Here is a 20,626-nt window from a genome sequence, read left to right as displayed (position 1 = left end):
CTCCCGGCACAACCTGGCCGTCGCCTACCAGACGGCCGGGCGGGTTGAGCAGGCCATCACCCTGTTCGAACAGACCCTCACCGACGCAGAACGAGTGCTAGACAAGGGGCATCCCTACCTGGCGACGTTCCGCGCGAACCTCGAACAGGCCTCATCCGACCACAAGCCCAACCCGCCAGCTCGGCCGACCGTGGCGGGAGAACCGCCAACCGACCGCTAGATCAGGATTCCGGCTCGAAACCACTCGGGCTATGGGCTGAGTCATTGTATGTCTTGAGACACATTTCTCTATGGGCTTGCCCATCTGCCACGGACCGACAAGGCCGAGGTGAACTGTGTCGGACTGGCCTGTCCATGGACGTGCCCATCTGCCACGGTTCGAGCTCGGAAGCCGCCGCCGCCAGCGACACTGGCGCTCCCCCGGTGACGCAGAACCTCGCCATCACCGCGGTCTTCATCACCGGCCTGGCGATCTGGGACCTGGTCGCCGCCCTGCCCCTGCCACTCGACGTCGCCAGCCGCGAGGGCTCCACGTCCTTCGGCAGGGGCAGGACGCTGAGCACCAGCGTTCCCAGCAGGGTGAAGGCGCTGAAGCTGAGAGCGAGCCCGGCGACCACAAGGTAGGGCCGACGGCTCGCGCGCCGAGCCGCACCATCCTGCTCACCCTGTGTGGTCACGGTTTGCCCGGGTCGCCTCCCCTGGACGCCGCCGGCGAGGAAGACCACCGGCAGGACAGGCAGCACGCAGGGCGAGATACCGGTGATGATCCCGCCGACGATCCCGATCAGAACGAGCGTGATCAGTGCAGACCTCCCACACGATGGCCGACCCGCGATCATCCGCGGCGACGCCCTCGCTGCCCCGCGCAGGCTAGATCCCGACCCTGAGCGCCACATTAAGTCTTCGGCCGGGGTGGACCAGCCGGGTGGGTGGACCAGCCGAACGATCACGAACGAGGCCAACCCGCGGAGCGGCTCTTGACCATGACCTTCTATCGCACTAGTGTCACAAAATCTTGTCGCCACGATCAAGCTTGGTGACGCGTCGTCATCACGCCAGCTCGTCGGCGCCAGCCCAAGACGAAGGAGTGAGCGTGCGATTACGAGGGCGATTAGGGATGCTCGTGGTCATCCCCGCGGTGGCACTGCTGGGTCTTACGGCTTGCGGCGGCGGCAGTGGCGGCGGCAGTGCCGGTAGCGGCGACGACGAGGCGGCCGCGGAGGCGCGATCCCTGCGGGGCGTGACAGTCAGCGGCCCGATCACCACCGGAGACCGGCCGAACGCCTTCGCCGAACCCGCGTTCGATCTTCACGAGTACGGCTACACCTCGCAGGAGTTTCTGTTCGGCGGGCAGGCGAGGGCCTACGCCCCCGCCCCTGGCACCAAGCTCGGCGCCGACGGTCGCTGGGCGTTGAAAGCCGACCGCACCGAACCGTTCAAAAGCCGGCTCCTCGTCATGCGGCCGTCGGATCCGGCGAAGTTCAGTGGAAACGTGTGGCTAACCTGGGTAAACGTGACCGCCGGCTTCGAGATCGGCGACATCACCCGGCAGGGCCTGCGCGACGGCGACGCCATCGTCTACGTCTCGGCGCAGAAGATCGGGCTGGACGGGGTGCCCGGCGGCGAGCGCAACGGCCTACGGGCCTGGGATCCCGAACGATACGGAACGCTGACCCACCCCGGCGACGCGTTCTCCTTCGACATCTTCACCAAGGCCGCGCTCCTGGTCGGCCGCGACCGCGGCAAACTGCCGGTGGACCCGATGAGCGGATTGGACGTACGCCGCGTGCTCGGCACCGGGGCGTCCCAGTCCGCCATCCGCCTGACGGCCTACCTGAACGGGGTCCAGCCCCTGGCCAAGGCGCTGGACGGCGCGCTTCCCATCGCGAGCTTTGGGCACGCGGCAAGCTTCGACACCCCGACCGGCCAGACCGAGGACATCGATGCCATCTTCCGGCGGCCGCCCGTACGCATCCGCGACGACCTCGACATTCCGGTGATCCTGGTGAGCACCGAGACCGAAGCCGAGTCGCTGTACCCGGCCCGCCAGCCCGACTCGGACACGTTCCGGACCTGGGAGATCGCGGGCGCGGCGCACGCCGGCGCGGGGAAGGACAGCATCGGCGACGTCGTCGCCACCCTCACCCGAGACGGTTTGACGTTGCCGACCGGCGCGTCCGGTTCCAGCTCCGGCGCGGTCGCGACGCCGACCCAGCCGAACTCGGTTGACTGGCTTCCGGTGATGTCCGCGGCCCGGCGCGGCCTCGTCGCCTGGTCCCGTGATGGCAAGGCGCCGCCGAAGCTGCCGGTCATCACCATCAAGGGTGATCCGCCACGGGTCCAGCGCGACGAGCACGGCAACGCGCTCGGCGGGATCCGGATGCCCGAGCTTGAGGTGCCGGTCGCCACCTACAGCGGCACCGTCGAGGGCGCCGACCGAATGGCCTCGCTGTTCGGTTCGATGAAACCGTTCCTCCCCGAGCAGGTCCACACCCTCTACCCAAGCCGACAGGACTACCTGACCGCCTACGACGGCGCCGTCGACCGCGCCGTCAGAGCTGGCTACTTCCTCGACCGCGACGCCGAGCCCATCAAGGCCGCGGCTGCGACGGCGGCTGACCAGCTCTTTCCTCGATAGAACTCTTCCCTCGGCAAAGGCCCCGACCGCCCCGCGCCGCTCGTCCACACGCCTGCTCGACCACTCGCGGTATCCAGAGGCCCGGGAGAATCCCCCATGCCTCTGGATACCGCGCCGCTCGAATGCTGTTCCGGCCTGAGTGCTGTGCCCCGCCCGAAGGCTCTGCCGCCGCGGCCGTCAGCCTGGTCCGGCGGCCAGCGCGGCGCTCGCGCGAACCGCCGTCGCGACGACGTCGTCGAAGCAGCTCACCAGGCTCGGCCGGCCTTCCACGAGATAGAGGTGCGCCGCCGTCGTGAACCATCCGCACGCCATGGCCGCGACGATGTGCACCTCGGACGACGACCATGTGGCGTCAGGCCGCTCCAGCAGCGCGGCCACCGCGCGGAGCATGAACACTCGTCCGCCCAGCGAGAGCTGCTCCCCCGCGAGCTCCGGCTCGGTGGTGAGCACCGTCCGGATATGCGCGAGGAGGCGGCGGTCATAGCCCTCATCGCACAGCTCACGAAACACCACGTGCAGGCTCACCAGCGGCGGCTCGGACACGGGCCGCCGCACCAGGCGCCGTAGCGCCACCTCCCGGCGGACCACCAGATGGTCGAAGAGGATCGCTTCCTTGGTCGGGAAGTGGTGAAAGACGGTCCGACGGCCGACCTGGGCGGCCGCGGCGATCTGGTCGATCGTCGTCTCCGCGTAGCCCTGCCGCTGGAACAGATCGAGCGCGGCGTCCGCGATGCGGCGCCGCTTCGCCTCCGGGTTCCGTTCCCGGACCGCCTTCTCCGACACGCGGCGGCATGTTACCCGCGCCCAGCGCCCGGCCGCCCTTCTCCGCCCCGGACCGCTGGTCGTCTACTCCGCGTGAGGTGCCAGAAGGATCAAGCGTCTCGGGCCGGACAACATCGACCTGGAGATCCTCGGGGTCGTCGAGGCCCCCGGGGTGACCACCTGCGCTACCGCGTCGTCAGGTAACCGATGCGCCGCCTACTCGGCATCCAGGGCGGGGTTCCCTCCCTTGCCGGCGGATCCGCGGGTCGGGTTGGTGTCGATGCCGCGTTCGAGTACTTCGAGGCCTTCGGAGATCGCGCTCGCCAGATCGCCGCCGTTGAGGAACCAGTTCGTCTGGGCCGCCTGAATGATTCCTCCCACAGCCCCGGCGAGCAGTGTGGGCAACAGGGCGTCGGCAGGCATATCCAGGCGGGAACGCAGGAAATCGGCGATCACCCTGTGCGTGTTGAGCTGAATTCCACCGAGCACTCCCCGCAACAGCATGGGAGTGGCCGCGATGACCGCTATCCAACGCCGAAGCAGTTCCCCGTCCTCCGCGGTGAACTCTTCCTCGAGTACCAGACGCAGCGAGTGCAGCGGCGGTTCATCGGTGGAACGAGCCGCCAGGGTGGCCCGGAGCTTCTTGCTCCGCCGCTCGATCCTCAACTGCAGGACGTCTTCCTTCGAGGGGAAGTAGCGATAGAAGGTACGGACGGAGATCTGTGCCTCGGCGGCGATCTCTTCGACCGTGGTCTCGATGAACCCTCGCTGCTCGAAGAGCCTGAGCGCGACACCCTCCAGCTCGGAGATCATCATCTCGGAGCGCTTCTCGCTCAGTCGCAGCGCAAGTGATTCGGATGCCACCTCCGACCTCCCGTCCGGTGCTCGGCTCGTTCCTGGCAGCCAGTGAAGGCGCACAGTCAGTCTACGTCAGCCGATTCTGTCCGCCGGCCATTCGCCTCACCGGAGAGCCCCTCTCGTGAGCGTCCGGCGGCCGTGGCGGAAGCTCCAAGGGCAGGTCGGCTGATCGGCGCGCTGAGCCCGAATGCGTCGGGCGCATCCGGGCTCAGCGCGTGAATACTTTTAATTTCCGATCTGCGAGCGTACGGCGGCGTTCTCGAGCTCTACCGCGTCAGCGGGGCGTAGGAAGCCACGAACGACGCCGGCCGCCACCGCCTTGCTCCATTGCACGACGAACTGTCCATGGTTCTTGTAAAGGCCGGCGAGCGTGCCGGCGCTGAAGGGCACGGTAGTTCCGAAGAGGCTACAGAAGGCCGGCGTGTTCCCCACGCCGCCGAGCGTCGCGACCGGGGCGTCGACCTGCGGTGACCGGACGCCACCGAGGGCGTTGCCGTTGGCGTCCTTGGCGAACACCACCGGTGACGTACCCGTCGTCTGCAACGGCTGCCCGCGCGGGGGATCCACGCGGTTCACGACCCACTGGTTCAACCAGTAGACAGCCGCGTCGAGCACCCAGTGCGCGCCACCGGTGTTGATCGGGAGCATGCACGCACCGGCCGAGGTGTTGGTCGGCGGGTTCTGCATGGCGGCCAGGTTCAACACCGCGCCCTGCCCGTCGCCGACGTCCGCCGGCCCGGTCTGCAACCCGTAGTCGTCGAAGTGCGCCGTCCCCGCGACCTCCCACGCGCGGAATCGCTTGGTGTCCGGCTGGCGCGCGGCGAGGTTGCTGTTGAAGACGTCCGTCTCGGTCTGGAAGACGAAGACGGGGACGTTGAGATCGTCGCGGATCAGGGCCGGTGACGGCGCCGGCACGGTGGGGGCTGTCGCGGGCGGTGCCGCCTGCGCCAGGGCCGCGCCGCTGGCATTGCGGCTGTGCACGAGGAACCCGTCATAGACGCGCGCGAGCGGGTGCACCGCGTCGATGTAGGTGACGAGGCGGGCTGCCGACTGCGACTCTCCGGCCGCGATCAGCTTGCGTGGTTTCAGGCCACCCAGCATCAGCGCGGAGTCGCCGCGCAGCGCCTGTCCCGCCTGCGAATAGATGTCGTACGAGTAGCTGTCACCCGGATGGGACAACGGCGCGTACCGCACCGGATCTCCCGGGAGCAGCGCCGGGTTGTTGCCCTTCGCCGTCTGGACGCCGGTCCACTGCGCCGAGACACCGACCCAGGCGAAGCCCTCCCGGACGAGCTCGTTGTGGGTCAACGTCCAGTCCGGCCCGGCGTCGACCCCACCACTCACGTTGAGCCACTCGACGATAACCGTCCCGTTGAACTTCCTCGGGTCGACGGGGCGCCGGACCACCGCCCGGGTCGTGTAGGGCGCGGTGCCGTTCGGTGACACGGCCCACTTGCCGTCGCTCGTCAGGGGGCTGCCAGACGTGTAGCTGGTCGCGGTGCCCGACAGGAAGAACTCCGACTCCTTGTAGCCGATTTTGGCCAGGTCGAAGTTGGTGGAGAACACGAATTCCGCCGGAGTGCCGCCCGCTACCGGCCCGGTCACGGCCGGCCCCGGCCCGGAGGCTGATGCCGACCCTGCGCCCAGGAGCACGACCGGTAACGCGGCGAGCGTCACCGCCAACGAAGCGAACAGCCCAGATAAAACGGTTCTACGACGTTTCCTCATCCGATCGCTCCCACTAGTCATCGCCCCATCACTGGATTTCCGAGAGAAGCGACGACCAACGCGGGATGGCCAGGGCTGCCGTTGCCACTCGCGGACGAAACGTGGACGAAACGGAACCGTAAAGGGTTATCTGGCCACCGTCAAGGACTGACAGAGGTGACACATCGTGCCATGCATGGCTGGACGTGCCCCTGGACACGGAGTGGGGTCAGCAAGGCCCGCGCCTCCCGGATTGGCGCAGATCGTGGTGCCTCGGACACGGTGGGTGCAGCCACTCGCTGTCGATTGAGGACCACCTCGGCCAGCGGGCCGGAGTCGGGTTGTTCGCATACCGGGCGTGGACGTGGCGGGCGCCGGGGAGCCACGCGTCGAGGACACGTGGGCGGCCGCGGCCCGGTCGGTGGTCGCCTCTGCCGCGCGGCGGGCGGGGACGGCGGGCGGGGGGGCGGCGGGGGTGCCGTCCGCGCCCGCCGAGTTCGGTGACGCCCCTCGCCGCGAGGCTCGGCCGAGGGGCATTGACTCGCCCGATCTTCCGGCTCATTCTGAACAGATGTTCAGAACGGATGTTCAGGACGCGGGAAAAGAGATCGAGCCGTTCGACGTAGCTGTGATCGGCGGTGGGCCGGCGGGCATGGCGACGGCACTCCGGCTGCAGGCCGCCGGACTTTCGACGGTGGTGCTCGAGGCGCACGGCCATGTCGGCGGGTGCGCGGGCTACTACCGCAAGCGGGGCTTCTCCTTCGACGTGGGTGCCACCACGCTCGTCGACTTCGCTCCTGGCGGAGTCGGCTTCGAGCTGCTGGAGAGCGTGGGAATGAGCCCGTTGGACGCCCGGGAACTGCCGGGCTACGTCGCCCACCTGCCCGATCGCGAGGTCGTGCTGTACCGCGACCCCACGCTGTGGCGCGCGGAGCGGCTGCGCAACCTCGGTGACACCGACCGGCATCGGCGGTTCTGGTCCCTGCTCGACCGGTTGGCGGAAACGTTCTGGCGGGCGAGCCGGGCAGGGGTACGCCTCCCGATACGCGGGCCGGCCGACGCGCTGCACGACCTGCGAGCCGTCGGGGTGACCGGCGTGCCGCTAGCCCGTTACTCGACCTGGACGCTCGGCGACGCCCTGCGCCGCCACCGCCTGCGCGACGACGCCGCTCTCGTCGGGCTCCTGGGAATGCTGGTTGAGGACACCGTGCACGCGGCCGTCGACGACGCGCCGCTGATCAACGCGGCGCTCGGTGTGACGATCCGTGGCGCCGGCCTGAGCCGGCACGCCGGGGGCATGCGCGGCTTCTGGCGCGCGCTCGTGGCGCACTACCGGGGGCTGGGAGGCCAGCTTCGCACGGGCGGCGCGGTCTGGCGGGTAGACGGCGAGACCGGCGCCTACCGGGTGGCGACCCGCCGGGGCGCGGTCCACGCCCGCCGGATCGTGTGCGCGGTACCCGCCGCCACCACGGCCGCGATCTGCGCCGGCCTCCCGGTGGCCGGCAGGCTGCGGGCTTACCTGGAACGCGACGCGGACGCGCTCGGGGGCGCGTGCGTGGTGTTCCTGGGCGTACCCGACGGTGAGACGGCGGGACAGGAACTCACGCATCATCAATTCCTGCACTCGTACGACCAGCCGCTGGGCGATGGAAACAACATGTTCCTCTCCGTCTCCGAACCCGGGGACACCCTCAGCGCGCCGCCGGGGCACCGCGCGGTCATGATCTCCACGCATACCGAGCTGGCCGGCTGGGCCGGGCTCGACAACGCCGCGTACGAGCAGCGGAAGAAATGGATCGGCGAGCTGCTCGTCACCTGTGCCCGGCGCGCCTACCCGTCGCTCGGGGAGCGGGCCGTGATCGCTCAGACGGGCACGCCTCGCAGCTACGAACGGTTCGGGTTCCGCCCGGCGGGCGCCGTCGGGGGTGTCCGCCAGAACCCGCGCAACACCAATCAGCACGCCGTCCCGCACGACCTCGGCGGCCGCGGCCTCTGGCTGGTCGGCGACTCGACCTGGCCGGGCCTGGGCACGGTGGCCTGCGTGCTGGGCAGCCGCATCGTTGCGGAGGGGATGCTGCGCGAGCGGGGATTCGGCCGATGACCTCGACCGGCCTGCCCAACCCATCCGGGCAGTCCGATCCATCTGGGCAGCCCGGTCCGCCCGGCCTTCCCGAACCGCCCGGCCTTCCCGAACCGCCCACCCTGGCGGACCTCGGCGCGGATCTGCTCGTCACCACCCGCCGGCAGCGGTGGACCGCGCTCGCCCGTCCGTTCGCCGGCGTGCTGTGCTTCACGGCCGCGGCGTGGGCGGGCTGGTGGTGGCTCACGCCGGTGATCGTCTTCGGGATCTTCGTCGCGGTCGTCACGGTCACCCACGACGTGGTACACGGCACGCTCGGCCTTTCTCGGCCCGCCACCGGCTGGGCGCTGTTCGCCATGGGGCTGGTGCTTCTCGAGAGCGGGCACGCCTACCGCGCCACACACACCCGCCATCACCGCCTCTTCCCGCACCACGACGATCCCGAGGGATATCCGGCCGAGCTGTCGCTGCTCGGCGCGGCGTTCTACGGCCCGGTCTTCCTGCCGCGTCTGTGGTGGTGGTCCTACCGCCAGGGACGCGACCGCGGCTGGCTGCTGGTCGAGGCGGCGGCGCCGGCCGCCGCGCTCACGGCGGGCGCGCTGGCCTGGCCGCATACCCAGGGCGTGCTGGTCTACGCGGTGATGGTGATCGCCGGGAGCTGGGTGTACCCCCTCCTGACGGTGTACCTGCCGCACCACGGCTACGGCGACACGCCCCTGACGCAGACCCGGACCCTGCGGGGGAGGATCATTCCGGCCGTGTTCCTCGAGCTCACCTACCATCTCGAGCACCATCTGTACCCGCAGGTGCCCAGCCACCATCTCGCCGCGCTGGCCCGGCGGCTCGACGGCTACCTCGCCGCGCACGGCGTACGGCCGGTGCGGGTTGTCTGACACCCGCGGGCGCATTCTCGACGCCACCCTGACCTGCCTCGTGCGCCACGGTTACGGCGGCACGACCGCGCGGGCGATCGCGCAGGTCGGCGGATTCGCGCCCGGCGTGATCTACTACCACTTCACCGACCTGGACGACGCCCTCGTCGCGGCCCTCGCCCGCACCTGCGAGTCGCGCGTCCAGCGGTACCGGGACCAGCTGTCCGGCATAGACCGGGCCGGGCAGGCCGTGGAGGTGCTCCGCGGGCTCTACCTCGAGGACACCGAGGTCGGACACATCGCCGCCGTCCAGGAGATCTACGCCGGCGCGCGGCCGGGATCGCGGCTGGCCGCCGCCCTGGCGCTGGAAACCCGGCGGTGGGAGGAACTGGCCGTCGAACTGCTCACCACGCTGCTGAACGGCAAGCCGTTCGCCACGGTCGTACGCATGCCCGTGCTCGCGAACGCGGCCGTCGCGTTCTATCTCGGCGCGGAGACGCTCGCCCACCTCGACAACGACTCCTCGCGGATGACCGAGTTCTTCGACCAGGCCGCCAGGCTCGCCGTCTATTTCGACAGGATTCCCCGGCTACGAAAGCGCGGCCACCAGCCTTCCTGACGCCGCCGGAGTGGCCGCGCGGACCTCAGGTCAGGTGAACCGGTCGGCGATGTCGCGCAGTCTGCGGGCCGCGGCGAGGGCGGCCTGGATGTGGTCGGGGCCGAGCAGGGCCGCCGTCCCCTCGATCGTGGCGGCGTAGCGCAGATGCCGGTCTCGGGCATGGTCCCGGCACGGCAGGCAGGTGACGCGTTCGGGATGAGGGGACGTGGAGGCGTACGGCACCTGCGCGCCGCATCCCGTCCGCACCGTGCGCGGGGTGTCGCCGACGAGCCCGAACACGGATGCCGTCACCGCGCGTGTGTCGGCGCTGGTGTTCGGCACGGTCCACTCGACATGCACATGCGGGTCGTCCACGCTCCTCCTTCGAACCCGCTGTCTCGCCCCGGGCCCGCCGGCTCCGGTGGGGGCTCCGGTGGGATGGAGAAGGGTTCGGTGACAGCATGCGCCGCTCCGCGAGATGGCGACCCGCGCAAGGCCGCCCGCGCAATCCTGGAGGCGCTGGACAGCCCCGAGCCGCCGTTGCGGCTGGCACTGGGCGGCGACGCCGTCGACAGCATCGCCACCCACCATGCGGCTGTCAGCATCCATGTTCCATGCCAGGTAAAAGCAGTGGTCCGCGAGTTGTGGCGGCGGCCACATCGGGTGTCTCGCCAGACGGGCGCTGCTACGCTGCCAGGTGCCGCCCATTACGGCGGTGCCGCCGGGATGTTTCCGAACGGTTTCCGGACCGATCTGGCTACGAGGCCAGCCGGGCCGACGTTCGCGGGTGGCACGCCGTGGCCGCCGTGACGCATCCGGGACTCGTCACCCCGCCGGCTGAGCGCCCGACGCGCCTTGGCCGCGAGGTATGCCCTGATGAACGCGTCAGCCGGTCCAAGCACGCTCGAAAACACCCCATTCTCGTCACGATCCGCGACGGCCACGGCCGTGGGCACCGCCCCCGCCCCCGTCACGGCGGTCCCGGTCGGCCCCGACTTCGGCCCACCGCCCGTCCCGACGACTCCGCCGCCAGTAGCGCGCACCGCCGCCCCCTCCAACACGGCGGCCCCGGGCATTCTGACGCCGGAGGCGCCGCGCGCGGTGAGGCGGCAGGCCGAGGTGCCGGCGGCCGCGTCACTCCCCGCCCGCCAGGTCCTCGAGCCCACCGCGGCCACGCCCGACAACGGCGGCGGCGGCGCCGCCGATGCCGGCGCCGCCGATGCCGGTGCCGCCGATGCCGGTGCCGCCGATGCCGGTGGCGCATCGGCCTACCGCTGGCTGCTCGGCCTGCCGGGCGCCAAGCCGATGATGGCCGCGGGGCTGCTGGCCCGGCTGCCCGTCGCCATGATCGGCATCGGCGGCATGCTCCTGGTCGCCGCGACCACCGGCTCCTACGGCCTGGCCGGCGCGACGACGGCCGCCATCGCGCTCGCCGGAGCCGCCGCCGGGCCGCTGATCGGCCGCCGCATCGACGTCTCGGGCCCGCGCGTGGTGCTGCCGGTGCTCGCCGGCGCACACGTCGTCGCCGGCATCGCCTTCCTCGTCGCCGCGCTCACCCACGCGCCGGCGTCGCTGCTGCTGGTCGCCGCGGCCGCCACCGGCGCGACCCTTCCCCAGGTCGGCCCGGTGGCCCGGCAGCGCTGGGCGAACCGGCTCGGCGACGACCGCCGTCTCGACGCCGCCTATGCGCTGGAGTCCGCGCTCGACGAGGTCTCCTTCGTCACCGGGCCGGCCGCGGCCAGCGTGCTCGCCGGTCTCACGCCGTCGGCCGGCGTGGCGGCCGCACTGCTGTTCGCCGCTGTCGGCACCGCCGCCTTCGCAGCCCTGCCCGCCGTCGCCGCTCCCGCTCCCCCGGTTGCCCCCTCGGTCCACCGACGGGGAGCCGACGCTCGGCGAGGGCCTAGAAGCGGGCCCGGCGAAGCGCCGGCGACCCGCGTCACTCCGACGCGCCGGCGTCCCCGGCGGGAGCCGTCCGTGCTGCGCACCCGAGGCGTGACACCCGTATTGGTGTCGGCCTGCGCCCTCGGGATGTTCTTCGGGACGATGGACGTCGGGCTGATCGCCTACGCCAGGGCGAACGGCTGGGGCGGCGCGGCCGGACTGCTGCCGAGCCTGCTGACGGCGACCAGCCTGGGCGCCGGGGTCACCTACGGCATGATCCGCTGGCGGGCGGGCCTGGTGCGCAGGTATGCCATCACCGCCGCCCTGTTGGCGGCAGCCACCGCCCTGGTTCCGCTCGCCGGCTGGGCGGCCGGCATCGGTGCCGTCGCCGTCGCGGTCGCCCTCGCCGGCCTGCCGCTCGCCCCGATGATCATTACCAGCACCACGATCGTCGGCGAGCTGGTTCCCGCCCATCGCCGCACCGAGGGGTTCAGCTGGATCGTGATCGCCAACGGGGTCGGCGTCGCCGCCGGCGCCCCGCTGGCCGGCGCGGTCGTCGACCAGCGGGGCGTCGACTTGGCACTCCTGGCACTCGCGGCCTGCGGTTTCGCCGTCGCCGCGACGGCACTGCTCGCCGCCCGCCGCCTACACACCGGTCGCAGGGGCCGTGGCGGGATGAATCCAGCGGCACGCCAACGGACAGAAGCAAGTATTCACTAAGTTCTTGTCTCGGTCCGTCGACTCGCCTAGCGTGTCCCGTGCCTCGGCGGGAGGCGGCCGGTCGGCGTCGGGCCTGAAGGCGGACGCCTCTCAGCTGGAGGAGACGAGCATGATCGAGGACAAGGTCGTGACGGCGTTACAGCACCACTGGGAGGACGGCTTCAATCAGTACGACCTCGACCTCGTGATGGGCCCCGTCGACAAGGACGTGGTGTTCAGCTCGCCGTTCGTGCCGCGGCTGACYGGGGACCCCGAGAAGGTGACGATCGACGGGTACGACGCCTTCCGCGAGTACATCGGCGACTCGATGCGCCGCGTCCCCGGCATCCGATACTCCATCGACTCGTCCTTCGTGAGCACCCAGACGGTCGTGTTCGTCTACACCTGCAGCTTTTCCGACGGCCAGTCCAAGACCGGCGCGGACTCCATCCGCCTCAACAAGGCCGGCAAGATCGTCGAATGGCGCTGCCACTACTCCTTCAACCCCGAGGCCATCGACAGCCTGATCCAGGACTGAGCTCTTCCCCACGGGTCACGCCACGGGCAGTCGCCGACGCGCTCCCGACGCCAGTTCGCATCCACCGCCAGCGTTCATCGGTACCCAGCCAGCAAGGCTCAGCCCGTGATCACCAGACGGGTATGCCAACGGGCGCCACGCGCCCCCTCTCGCCTTCTTTGTCCATACCTGGTCCGCGATCAATCCGACCCGCCGGCCTCCGGGCGGGCCAAAGATCGTCGGCCGGGCATGCGGACCCGCCCACCGCCCGGGCCCAGTAAGATCCGCACTGGGCCGAGCGGGCTGATATCTCGCCGCGGCGGCGCGGCATTTCCGCCGGCGGGCGGGACCAGGGCGAGCGGCGAGGCTACTGCTTGGGGTGGTCGGGAGCGGTGCCGGCGGCGGGGACCTCGCCGCACTGGACGACGACGAAGCCGCCAGGACCGCTGTACTCGATCTGGGCGAGTTCGCCGGAGGAACGGCCGATCAGGTTACCGAACTTGAAGGTCGAGACGAGCCGGGTGCTCACGCCCGCCGTCCAGGCGACCGCCGCGTCCCGGTCGACACATACCGGCTCATCCGTGGGCAGCACGAGGGGGCTGCCCAGACACAGGACGGCAACGGCGCCGGTGCCGGAGATCTCCGTGTTGAACATGCCGCCGGCGATCATCGCGCCAAACCCGCCCGACGTCTTCGTAATCTTGTACTGCAGCCCGGATTCCAGCGCGAGCAGACTGCGGCCGTTGACGGTGAGCCGGTCGTCGTCCAGGTTGAAGACCGAGATGTGGCTGCCGGACTCGGCGAACCACACGGTGCCGCGACCCTTCGCCCGCATGAGGTCCTGGCCCTCGCCGGTGACCGCGCGGCGGAGGTGCCCGCCGAGGCCGTGCCCCTTGTAAGCGAAGTCGACCCGCCCCCGGTAGGCCACCATCGCCCCCTGCTTCGCGTACACCTCGCCGCCGTCGAGGTGGACCCGCAGCATCCGTTCACCCTCCTCGAGGGCGAACGGCGGGCCGCCGGCATGGCTAGCGGCGTGTTGTGCCAATGGTTGACTTCCATGCCCGACCTGGCCCGGCCCCGGGCCCACGGGCGGGTGGCCGGGCTCGGGGCGATAACCGCCAGGGCCGTAACCCCGCTCGCCGCCCTGCCACGCCATCTCGGTCCCCTTCCGATGAACTACCAGCGCGACAGTCTATCGATTGACGAAACCAACGTCTGACGAAACCAACGTCGCTCTACCTGCCACATATTGGCCTGACCTCGGCCGACGCACGCCCCGACTTCAATTTCCGCCATGCGCGAAAACGACACCGTGGCATCGCCTCGGTTTCTCCGGGACCAGTGCCGCCTCCGTCGGCGTTCACCCACCAGCACTCGCCTCACCGACCACCCGCCCACGCGACTCGGCCCACGCGACTCGGCCCGCGCGACTCGGCCGCCGCGCGACTCGGCAACACTGACATAACTTCCTGTCTTGACAAGATTTGTTGTCGGCGCCAGCATGGGATCCATGCTCGACGTGGCAGTGATCGAGGACCCGGGTGCGGCCGAGGTGTCGCTGGACCCGATGCGCGCGCGGCTGCTGGCCGCGCTGGCGGAGCCGGGGTCGGCGACGACGCTGGCGGCACGGACGGGGCTGACCAGGCAGAAGGTGAACTACCACCTGCGCACGCTGGAGCAGCACGGCCTGGTCGAGCTCGTCGAGGAGCGGCGCAAGGGCAACTGCACGGAGCGGGTGATGCGCGCGACCGCGAGCTCCTACGTCATCTCCCCGGCCGCGCTGGCGGCCGTCGCACCCGACCCGGACCGGGCCCGCGACGAGGGGTCCGCGCGCTGGATGCTGGCCCTCGCCGCCCGGCTGATCCACGAGGTCGGCGAACTGGTCGCCGGCGCCACGGCGGCCCGCAGGCGGCTGGCGACGTTCGCCGTCGACAGCGAGGTCCGCTTCGCCACGGCGGCCGACCGCGCCGCGTTCGCCGGCGAGCTGTCCGACGCGGTCACCGCCCTGGTCACGAAGTACCACGACGAGAAGGCGCCAGCGGGCCGCAAGCACCGGCTGGTGATCGCCCTGCACCCGAGCCTCAAGGCTCCCGTTCCGGGGCCCGAGACAGTCCCAGGCCCGAACCAGGCCGGGCCCGACTCCAACGAGGAGAGCTGAAATGTCGACCGAGCAGCCGTCTCGCCGTGAGTTCGCCATCGAGCGCGAGCTCGAGCTCGAGACCACGCCCGAGGACTACTGGGACGCCGTCACCAACGGCAACGCCGCCTGGCTGTGGCCGATCCAGCCGCCCGAGCCGCGGGTTGGCGGCGCGGTCGACGGTCTCGGCACGGTGGAGGCCTGGGAGCCGCCCCATCATCTGGTCCTGCGCCACGAAGGCCCGGAGGGCTGGTTCAACCAGCTCGAGCACATTGTCGAGGCGCGGGACGGCGGCACGACCTGGGTCCGCTACGTGCACAGCGGTGTGTTCGTCGACGACTGGGACAACCAGTACGACGGCGCGGACAAGCACACCGACTTCTACCTGCACACCCTCGGCCAGTACCTGCGCTACTTCACCCGCCGCCCGGCCCGCTACGCGAGCGCCGACGGACCGGCGGCGTCGGCTACGCCGGACGGTGTCGAAACGCTGCGCCGTGCCGCCGGCCTCACGGACGCGCGGGTGGGCGACCGGGTCCAGGTGACCATCCCGGGCCTGGCCAAGCTGGATGCGGTCGTCGACTACCTGAGCCCGCACTTCCTGGGCCTGCGCACCGGGGACGCGATGTACCGCGTCTTCGGCCGGGGTGCCTTCGGCGCCCCGACTTCTGTCGCCGCCCACCTCTTCTCCCCCGACGCCGACGAACCGGCCACCGAGAAGGCCCTGCGCGCCTGGCTCGACGAGATCTACGCCTGAGCCGGGAACGGAGCCGAGCCCGGCCGCATGCCACATGCCACGACGCTGGCAGGCGGCCCGCGGCCGGGCTCCCCGTCGTCGCCCCGGCTCGGACGACCGGCCATCCCATGAGGCCAGATGCCGCCGACGGCTACCGCACGGCGTCGTCGGCGTCGAGCGCGGCGAGGCCGGCGTCGCCCACCCGCTGGGAGGGTGCGTGAACGTCGACCGGATGGATCCCAGCCCGCGCCTCGTTCACGTCCACCGCCGCGGCCAACGCGGCGGGCGCGGCGTCCCCGGCCTCCGTGTCGCCCCCGGCCCCGACGTCGCCCCCGGCCTCGATGTCACCCCCGGCCGGGGCGAGCCGCCGCGGGCGCAGCAGCACGGCGGCCAGCACGATGCCGGCGGCGACGCATCCGCAGGCCACGAGCAGGCCGAGCCGGTTCCCACCGACCAGCGCCTCGGCCGCGCTGTGGCCGGTCTTCGCCAGCTCCTCCGAGCGTCCGGCGGCGACCGTGCCGAAGACCGCGAGGCCGATCGCCGCCGAGATCTGCATGGACACATTGACGATGCCGGACGCGAGGCCCGCGTCGCTCGGCGGTACGTCCGCCAGGGCGAGCGTCGTCAGTGGGACGAACGCGCCGCCGCCGCCGAGGCCGATGAGCACGGTGACAAGCAGCATGCGCGGCGCGTAGGCCGTCCCGATCCCTGCGCCTACGAACAGGAGCAGTCCCACCAGCATGATGACCATGCCGCCGATCAGCACCCGGTGGGGCCCGAACCGGGCCGTCAGCCACGTCGCGAACCCGAGTGACATGACCGCGACGACGGCCGTCTGCGGCAGGAACGCCGCGCCAGTGGCGATCGCTTCGAAGCCGAGCACCTGCTGCAGGTAGAGCGTTCCGAAGAAGAAGTAGCCGTACATGCCGGCCGCCATCACCGCGCGCACCGCGCTGCCGGCGATCAGGCTGCGCTGCCGCAGCACCCGCGGCGGGATCATCGGGTCGGCGACCCGTGCCTCCCAGACCGCGAACAGGACGAGCAGCACGAGCGCGAGCGCACCGGTGCCAAGGGTCGTCGCGGAGGTCCAGCCGACGTCGGCCGCCCGCACGATCGCGTAGATGCCGGCCAGGAGTGCCACGGTGACCAGGACCGCGCCCGTGACGTCGACCCGGCCGCGCGGCTGGCCGCCGTCGCCGCTCGGCCGCCGGTCCAGGAGCACCGCACCGCCGACGAGCGCGACGGCGCCGATGGGCACGTTGATGGCGAAGATCCAGTGCCAGTCGAGGGTCTGGGTGAGGATCCCTCCGAGCAGCAGGCCGAGCGAGCCGCCGCCGATCGAGACGAGCATGTAGCGGCCGATCGCGCGGGCACGCTCGGCCGGGTCGACGAACTCGGCGACGATGATGGCCAGCACCGACGACGACGCGAACGCGCCGCCGACGCCCTGCACGAAGCGGGCCGCGACCAGCGTCGGCACCGACCCGGCAAGCGCGCAGGCGATCGACGCGGCCGTGAAGACCGCGATGCCGCCGAGGAACAGTCTGCGACGACCGATCAGGTCGCCGAGCCGGCCGGCGACGAGCAGCAGGCTGCCGTAGCTGATCAGGTAGCCGTTCAGCGCCCAGGTGAGGTCGGCCTGGCTCACGTCGAGATCCGTCTGGATCGCCGGCAGCGCGACGTTCACCACGGTCGTATCCAGCATGACCATCAGCTGCGCCATCAGCACGACGATCAGTGCCAGCCAGCGGCGTCGGACAGCTCCCGCCGCGGCGATGGCCTCGTCCCCGGGGGCCCGGGGCGCTGCGGCTTGCTCCATGGCGTCGGCCGAGGGCGACGCCCTACCAGTATCAATCTCGCTCACGAGATAGTCACTATACAGGGACTATCTACGATCGCGAACCATAGCCCAGCCATGACCATCATCGAATCTTGATCGACACGTTCATGTTACGCTTGGGCTGCCATGGCACTCCTGACGAGTCCGTCCGTCGAGGCGGACACCACCCCAGCTGACGAGCCGGCCCTCGCGAGCACGCACGTCCCAGGCGCACTGGTCCTGCTGACCCGGCTGAGCCGCCAGGTCTACCGGATCGCCACCGAGGACGTCCTCGGCATGGGCCTCAAGCAGTTCGTGCTGCTCAACCAGCTGCACGAGGACGTCGGCGTGCCGCAGCAGCAGCTGGCCGAGCACCTGTGCCTCGGCGCGAACATCCTGGTCCTGCTGTTGAACGGGGTCGAGAGCGCGGGCTGGGCCGAGCGGCGCCGCGACCCGGCCGACCGCCGCCGCCACCTGGTCCACCGGACCCCCGCCGGCACCGCCGCGCTGACCCGCGCCGAACAGGCGATGGACAGCGTCGAGGACCGTGTCCTCGACAACCTCTCCGCCGAGGAACGCGCCGTTCTGCTTGGCCTCCTCGCCCGCGCGCTGGCGGACTGACAGGCCGCCAGCGGCGGCGCCAGTCGGCCGCGGGCCGATAGTGCCGCGGCGGCTGAACGCGAGGCGCACCGCGCGGCACCGGCACCGGCACCACGCGGCTCGGCTCGGCTCGGCTCGGCGTTCCCATCCGACGGCCAGTGGTGGGGCGCCTGGATCCTTGACCAGAGCACCGGCACGGACACCTACATCGGCAGCCTGGCGGTGGGCCAGGCGCGCCGGGTCGTCGGCACCGCCGCCACGGCTACCCAGTATTTCGGGAGCGCGACGACCTGCGCCCGGCTTCCCGGGTCGCGGCCGGCATGGTCAGCGCCGACGGGCAACGGCAACAGCGACAACGCGGGGACGGGCCTGGTGACCTCGTCGTTTGCCGGCGGGAACTCGCCGGGATGCGGTTCGAGCATCGCCGCCGGCACATACCGGGGCACCAGCGGCGGCCTGATCACCTTGTCCGGCTAACCGGTCCGGCTTCGCCATATGTCTGGCCGGTGGCACGCGGCGCGGTAAGCTCACATTGCGACACCGGGGGACATTGTTGTTTCGGGCACCATCTGGACCGCGCTACGGGGGTGCGCGTGCTTCGATATGCATTCGCCTCAGGTGGAGGAGCGCCTTCTGCCGGATCGCTGGTCAGCGGATCGCCGGTGGTCGGCCATGAGGCTGGCCGCTGATGGCCGGGCTGTTCGCCGCCGATGTGGGCGTCGCCCGGCAGCTGTCGAGCGACCTTTCGTCGATTCGGACGTCTCTGACGTCGCTTGGGACCGATCTCAGCGGGATGCACGGGCAGACCGGTTCCAGCGAGGTCGAAGCGGCGCTGGACCGGTTCGTGCGTAATTCATCAGACAGCCGCGGCAATCTCGACAAGTTGTTGGAAAGGGCGATCGGGCTGTTGAACGGGCTGGTCGACGGCACGGACGCGGTGGACACGGCACTCGCCCAGGGCCTGGACCCGCTTGTGCCGTCGCCCTCACCGTCACCATCGCCGACGCCGGCATCGGCGACCGCGCTGTGAGCGCGGCGGCTACGCGGGCGGCGGTCTCGCGGTTCACCCTGCGCGTCCCGGACTCGTGGTTCGAGTTCGACGTCTGGCGCGCCACTCGCACCGGCGACCTGGCCCGCCTCGTCGACGCGCGCATCGCGAAGTACCCGCGGCTGCGGCCGTACCGCGCGACGCTGCTCACGCTGCTGCGCGAGCTCGCCGAGCGGGCCGAACGGCAGGGCGCGGTCTACTGCGCGACCGCCACACAGGACGAGGAGGGGACCGGCGGCCTCGTCGCCACCCTGCTGGTCTTCCACACCCCGGGCGCCGACGACCCGGCCGGCAACACGGTCATGGCGATCGCCGGCCAGGTCAGCGCGGCCGTGTGTACGGAGCCGGGCGAACCGTGGCGGACGGTCAAGATCGTGACGGTCCCCGCCGGCGAGGCAGTCCGCGTCCAGGGCGTCGAACGCCACCTCGTCGACGGCGTCCCTTTCGAGACCGTCACCATGCAGACCCTCGTCCCCGTGCCCACCACCGTCCCCGTGCCCACCACCATCCCCGCGCCCGCCGCGCCCGCCGAGAGCGTCGAGCGCGTCGACGGCCCGGATGGCGGCGGCGCCGGGGCGAGCGCGGCCGTGGCCAGCGGCGACGGGGCTGGCGGCACCGAGGGGACCGACGGTGTGTTGAACGTCGTGCTGACGAGCCCCCACACCGCGCTCGCCGAGGAACTGCTCGACCTGTTCGGCGCCATCAGCGACACCCTCACCTGGTCCCCGGAAAGCCCGTCGATCTGACCGGCGTCGCCGCGGCAAGGCCGGGATCCGCCGGCCATTCGTCCCAACTGAACTCCATACCGGCACACCAGCTCGACGGACCGGCCGTTCGCCGACGGCGCGCCACCGGCGGGCGCCGGCTGTCTCATCGGCACCGGCCCGGCCCGGCCTGATCCGGCCCGACGCGACCCGCGGCGAGCTGTCCCGTCCTCGTCTCCGAGCGTTCAGATCTGTTCCCGAGCCGAAAGGCAGGCCCAGCAATGGCAAACATCCACGTTGACTACGAGGCGATCCGAGGCACGGCGACCGCGCTGTCCCGGGCGCAGACCGACATGGAAAACCAGCTGACCACCCTCAAGACGATGATCGACCAGTTGGTCACCAGCGGCTTCATCACCGACCAGGCCTCCGGACGGTTCCAGACGGCCTACACCAACTGGGACACGGGCACCCGCCAGGCGATCACCGGCCTGGATGGCATGAGCAAGTTCCTCACCGAGGCCGTAACGCAGCACGAGAGCCTCGACACGTCGCTCAGTTCAGCCGCCGGCGGCTGATTCGTCGGTGGCTGATTCGTCGACGGCTGGCTCGTCGACGACTGAGCCGCCGAGCAGCACCACCCCAGCCGCGTGGCCGGCGCCGCCCGCGCCGGCCACGCGGCAAGGCGACCGCGCTACATCCCAGCGCCACGCGTCCCGGTACCCGTCGTCGCCAGCCTCATTACCACAGGATCACCGCCAGTCCGGCGGCCGATCACGCGTAGGCAGTCACGACGTAGGCAGTCACGACGTAGCCGGTGGGCGCGTGGCGGCCCCTTCGCCCGCGCACCGCCACGCGCGTGGCACGCACCAGTCGGGAGGACGCTGGGATGAGCAGCGAGTGGCAGGCAGTCGGTCTGGCCGCGGATCCCACTCCGGGTGACCCGGAGGCGGTGCGGGCGCTGGCTACC

Annotated in this window: 21 protein-coding genes; 14 read left to right on the top strand and 7 right to left on the bottom strand. The window is 71.1% G+C overall.

The window, feature by feature from the left end; translation table 11 throughout:
* The 3 genes from BCD48_RS15265 to BCD48_RS15255 form a co-directional block, all read left to right on the top strand.
* Window positions 1-220, top strand: a 220-nt coding sequence (locus tag BCD48_RS15265; protein ID WP_131803998.1) for a tetratricopeptide repeat protein, incomplete at its 5' end; no start/stop codon positions are given.
* Window positions 221-354: 134 nt separating this feature from the next.
* Window positions 355-624 carry a hypothetical protein gene (locus BCD48_RS15260; RefSeq protein WP_071049033.1) on the top strand — a complete coding sequence of 90 codons (270 nt, stop codon included), beginning with the start codon at window positions 355-357 and terminating at the stop codon, window positions 622-624.
* 469 nt (window positions 625-1,093) lie between these two features.
* Window positions 1,094-2,638, top strand: coding sequence for an alpha/beta hydrolase domain-containing protein (locus BCD48_RS15255; RefSeq protein ID WP_241841744.1), 1,545 nt, complete (start codon window positions 1,094-1,096; stop codon window positions 2,636-2,638).
* 177 nt (window positions 2,639-2,815) lie between these two features.
* Here the strand turns inward: BCD48_RS15255 and BCD48_RS15250 are convergent, their stop codons facing one another.
* The 3 genes from BCD48_RS15250 to BCD48_RS15240 form a co-directional block, all read right to left on the bottom strand.
* Entirely contained in the window at window positions 2,816-3,421 is a 606-nt protein-coding gene (locus BCD48_RS15250) for a TetR/AcrR family transcriptional regulator (RefSeq protein ID WP_071049031.1), read from the bottom strand.
* 195 nt (window positions 3,422-3,616) lie between these two features.
* A complete protein-coding gene (locus BCD48_RS15245) occupies window positions 3,617-4,264 on the bottom strand; it encodes a TetR family transcriptional regulator (protein WP_071049030.1) in 648 nt (215 codons plus the stop codon).
* A 219-nt stretch (window positions 4,265-4,483) separates the two neighbouring features.
* The gene (locus tag BCD48_RS15240) at window positions 4,484-5,986 is read right to left on the bottom strand and encodes an alpha/beta hydrolase domain-containing protein (protein WP_083418673.1); all 1,503 of its coding nucleotides are present in this window, start codon (window positions 5,984-5,986) and stop codon (window positions 4,484-4,486) included.
* Between the two features lie 550 nt (window positions 5,987-6,536).
* On the opposite strand from BCD48_RS15240, the gene BCD48_RS15235 reads away from it, so the two are divergent.
* The 3 genes from BCD48_RS15235 to BCD48_RS15225 are packed head-to-tail and all read left to right on the top strand — an operon-like array spanning window position 6,537 to window position 9,536.
* Entirely contained in the window at window positions 6,537-8,066 is a 1,530-nt protein-coding gene (locus BCD48_RS15235) for a phytoene desaturase family protein (protein WP_071049029.1), read from the top strand.
* Window positions 8,063-8,938 (top strand): fatty acid desaturase, encoded by an 876-nt coding sequence (locus BCD48_RS46285; RefSeq protein WP_198543250.1) that lies wholly within the window; start codon window positions 8,063-8,065, stop codon window positions 8,936-8,938. The genes BCD48_RS15235 and BCD48_RS46285 overlap by 4 nt, the downstream gene beginning before the upstream one ends.
* Window positions 8,931-9,536 (top strand): TetR/AcrR family transcriptional regulator, encoded by a 606-nt coding sequence (locus BCD48_RS15225; protein WP_071049028.1) that lies wholly within the window; start codon window positions 8,931-8,933, stop codon window positions 9,534-9,536. The genes BCD48_RS46285 and BCD48_RS15225 overlap by 8 nt, the downstream gene beginning before the upstream one ends.
* A gap of 30 nt (window positions 9,537-9,566) precedes the next feature.
* Here BCD48_RS15225 and BCD48_RS15220 read toward each other — a convergent pair whose 3' ends face one another.
* Entirely contained in the window at window positions 9,567-9,890 is a 324-nt protein-coding gene (locus BCD48_RS15220; RefSeq protein WP_071049027.1) for a hypothetical protein, read from the bottom strand.
* A 573-nt stretch (window positions 9,891-10,463) separates the two neighbouring features.
* On the opposite strand from BCD48_RS15220, the gene BCD48_RS15210 reads away from it, so the two are divergent.
* Together BCD48_RS15210 and BCD48_RS15205 are read left to right on the top strand one after the other, a co-directional pair.
* Window positions 10,464-12,116: an MFS transporter gene (locus BCD48_RS15210; RefSeq protein ID WP_071049025.1), complete on the top strand. Its 1,653-nt coding sequence runs from the start codon at window positions 10,464-10,466 to the stop codon at window positions 12,114-12,116.
* Window positions 12,117-12,225: 109 nt separating this feature from the next.
* Window positions 12,226-12,633, top strand: a complete 408-nt coding sequence (locus BCD48_RS15205; RefSeq protein ID WP_071049024.1) for a nuclear transport factor 2 family protein — start codon at window positions 12,226-12,228, stop codon at window positions 12,631-12,633.
* Between the two features lie 346 nt (window positions 12,634-12,979).
* Here BCD48_RS15205 and BCD48_RS15200 read toward each other — a convergent pair whose 3' ends face one another.
* Window positions 12,980-13,768, bottom strand: a complete 789-nt coding sequence (locus tag BCD48_RS15200; protein ID WP_349308021.1) for an AIM24 family protein — start codon at window positions 13,766-13,768, stop codon at window positions 12,980-12,982.
* 354 nt (window positions 13,769-14,122) lie between these two features.
* Between BCD48_RS15200 and BCD48_RS15195 the strand changes: the two genes are divergently transcribed.
* Entirely contained in the window at window positions 14,123-14,770 is a 648-nt protein-coding gene (locus BCD48_RS15195; protein ID WP_071049022.1) for an ArsR/SmtB family transcription factor, read from the top strand.
* A 1-nt stretch (window position 14,771) separates the two neighbouring features.
* Complete coding sequence (locus BCD48_RS15190; RefSeq protein ID WP_071049021.1) at window positions 14,772-15,506, top strand: SRPBCC family protein; 735 nt, start codon at window positions 14,772-14,774, stop codon at window positions 15,504-15,506.
* Between the two features lie 130 nt (window positions 15,507-15,636).
* On the opposite strand, the gene BCD48_RS15185 is transcribed toward BCD48_RS15190, so the two are convergent.
* Window positions 15,637-17,349 (bottom strand): MFS transporter, encoded by a 1,713-nt coding sequence (locus BCD48_RS15185; RefSeq protein WP_241841743.1) that lies wholly within the window; start codon window positions 17,347-17,349, stop codon window positions 15,637-15,639.
* 102 nt (window positions 17,350-17,451) lie between these two features.
* Between BCD48_RS15185 and BCD48_RS15180 the strand changes: the two genes are divergently transcribed.
* A complete protein-coding gene (locus tag BCD48_RS15180; protein WP_083418671.1) occupies window positions 17,452-17,925 on the top strand; it encodes a MarR family winged helix-turn-helix transcriptional regulator in 474 nt (157 codons plus the stop codon).
* Window positions 17,926-18,107: 182 nt separating this feature from the next.
* Here the strand turns inward: BCD48_RS15180 and BCD48_RS15175 are convergent, their stop codons facing one another.
* On the bottom strand, window positions 18,108-18,368 hold the full coding sequence (locus BCD48_RS15175; protein ID WP_071049020.1) for a hypothetical protein: 261 nt from the start codon (window positions 18,366-18,368) through the stop codon (window positions 18,108-18,110).
* Between the two features lie 224 nt (window positions 18,369-18,592).
* On the opposite strand from BCD48_RS15175, the gene BCD48_RS49085 reads away from it, so the two are divergent.
* The 3 genes from BCD48_RS49085 to BCD48_RS15160 all read left to right on the top strand — a co-directional run bounded on the left by BCD48_RS49085 (window position 18,593) and on the right by BCD48_RS15160 (window position 20,234).
* Window positions 18,593-18,934 (top strand): hypothetical protein, encoded by a 342-nt coding sequence (locus BCD48_RS49085; RefSeq protein ID WP_071049019.1) that lies wholly within the window; start codon window positions 18,593-18,595, stop codon window positions 18,932-18,934.
* Complete coding sequence (locus tag BCD48_RS49080; protein WP_071049018.1) at window positions 18,931-19,698, top strand: hypothetical protein; 768 nt, start codon at window positions 18,931-18,933, stop codon at window positions 19,696-19,698. The genes BCD48_RS49085 and BCD48_RS49080 overlap by 4 nt, the downstream gene beginning before the upstream one ends.
* 239 nt (window positions 19,699-19,937) lie before the next feature.
* On the top strand, window positions 19,938-20,234 hold the full coding sequence (locus tag BCD48_RS15160) for a WXG100 family type VII secretion target (protein WP_071049017.1): 297 nt from the start codon (window positions 19,938-19,940) through the stop codon (window positions 20,232-20,234).
* The last annotated feature ends 392 nt before the right edge of the window (window positions 20,235-20,626 follow it).

The organism is Pseudofrankia coriaricola, assembly GCF_001854805.1.
In the GTDB taxonomy this organism is placed as follows: domain Bacteria; phylum Actinomycetota; class Actinomycetes; order Frankiales; family Frankiaceae; genus Pseudofrankia.
The sequence above is the reverse complement of the archived record's forward strand: the minus strand, read 5'-3'. Positions and strand labels throughout refer to the sequence as shown.

Coding starts and splice junctions, on each gene's coding strand:
- BCD48_RS15260 (WP_071049033.1), top strand. CDS start 355: ATGGACGTGCCCATCTGCCACGGTTCGAGCTCGGAAGCCGCCGCCGCC.
- BCD48_RS15240 (WP_083418673.1), bottom strand. CDS start 5,986: ATGAGGAAACGTCGTAGAACCGTTTTATCTGGGCTGTTCGCTTCGTTG.
- BCD48_RS15235 (WP_071049029.1), top strand. CDS start 6,537: ATGTTCAGAACGGATGTTCAGGACGCGGGAAAAGAGATCGAGCCGTTC.
- BCD48_RS46285 (WP_198543250.1), top strand. CDS start 8,063: ATGACCTCGACCGGCCTGCCCAACCCATCCGGGCAGTCCGATCCATCT.
- BCD48_RS15200 (WP_349308021.1), bottom strand. CDS start 13,768: ATGGCGTGGCAGGGCGGCGAGCGGGGTTACGGCCCTGGCGGTTATCGC.
- BCD48_RS15195 (WP_071049022.1), top strand. CDS start 14,123: ATGCTCGACGTGGCAGTGATCGAGGACCCGGGTGCGGCCGAGGTGTCG.
- BCD48_RS15190 (WP_071049021.1), top strand. CDS start 14,772: ATGTCGACCGAGCAGCCGTCTCGCCGTGAGTTCGCCATCGAGCGCGAG.
- BCD48_RS15180 (WP_083418671.1), top strand. CDS start 17,452: ATGGCACTCCTGACGAGTCCGTCCGTCGAGGCGGACACCACCCCAGCT.
- BCD48_RS49085 (WP_071049019.1), top strand. CDS start 18,593: ATGGCCGGGCTGTTCGCCGCCGATGTGGGCGTCGCCCGGCAGCTGTCG.
- BCD48_RS15160 (WP_071049017.1), top strand. CDS start 19,938: ATGGCAAACATCCACGTTGACTACGAGGCGATCCGAGGCACGGCGACC.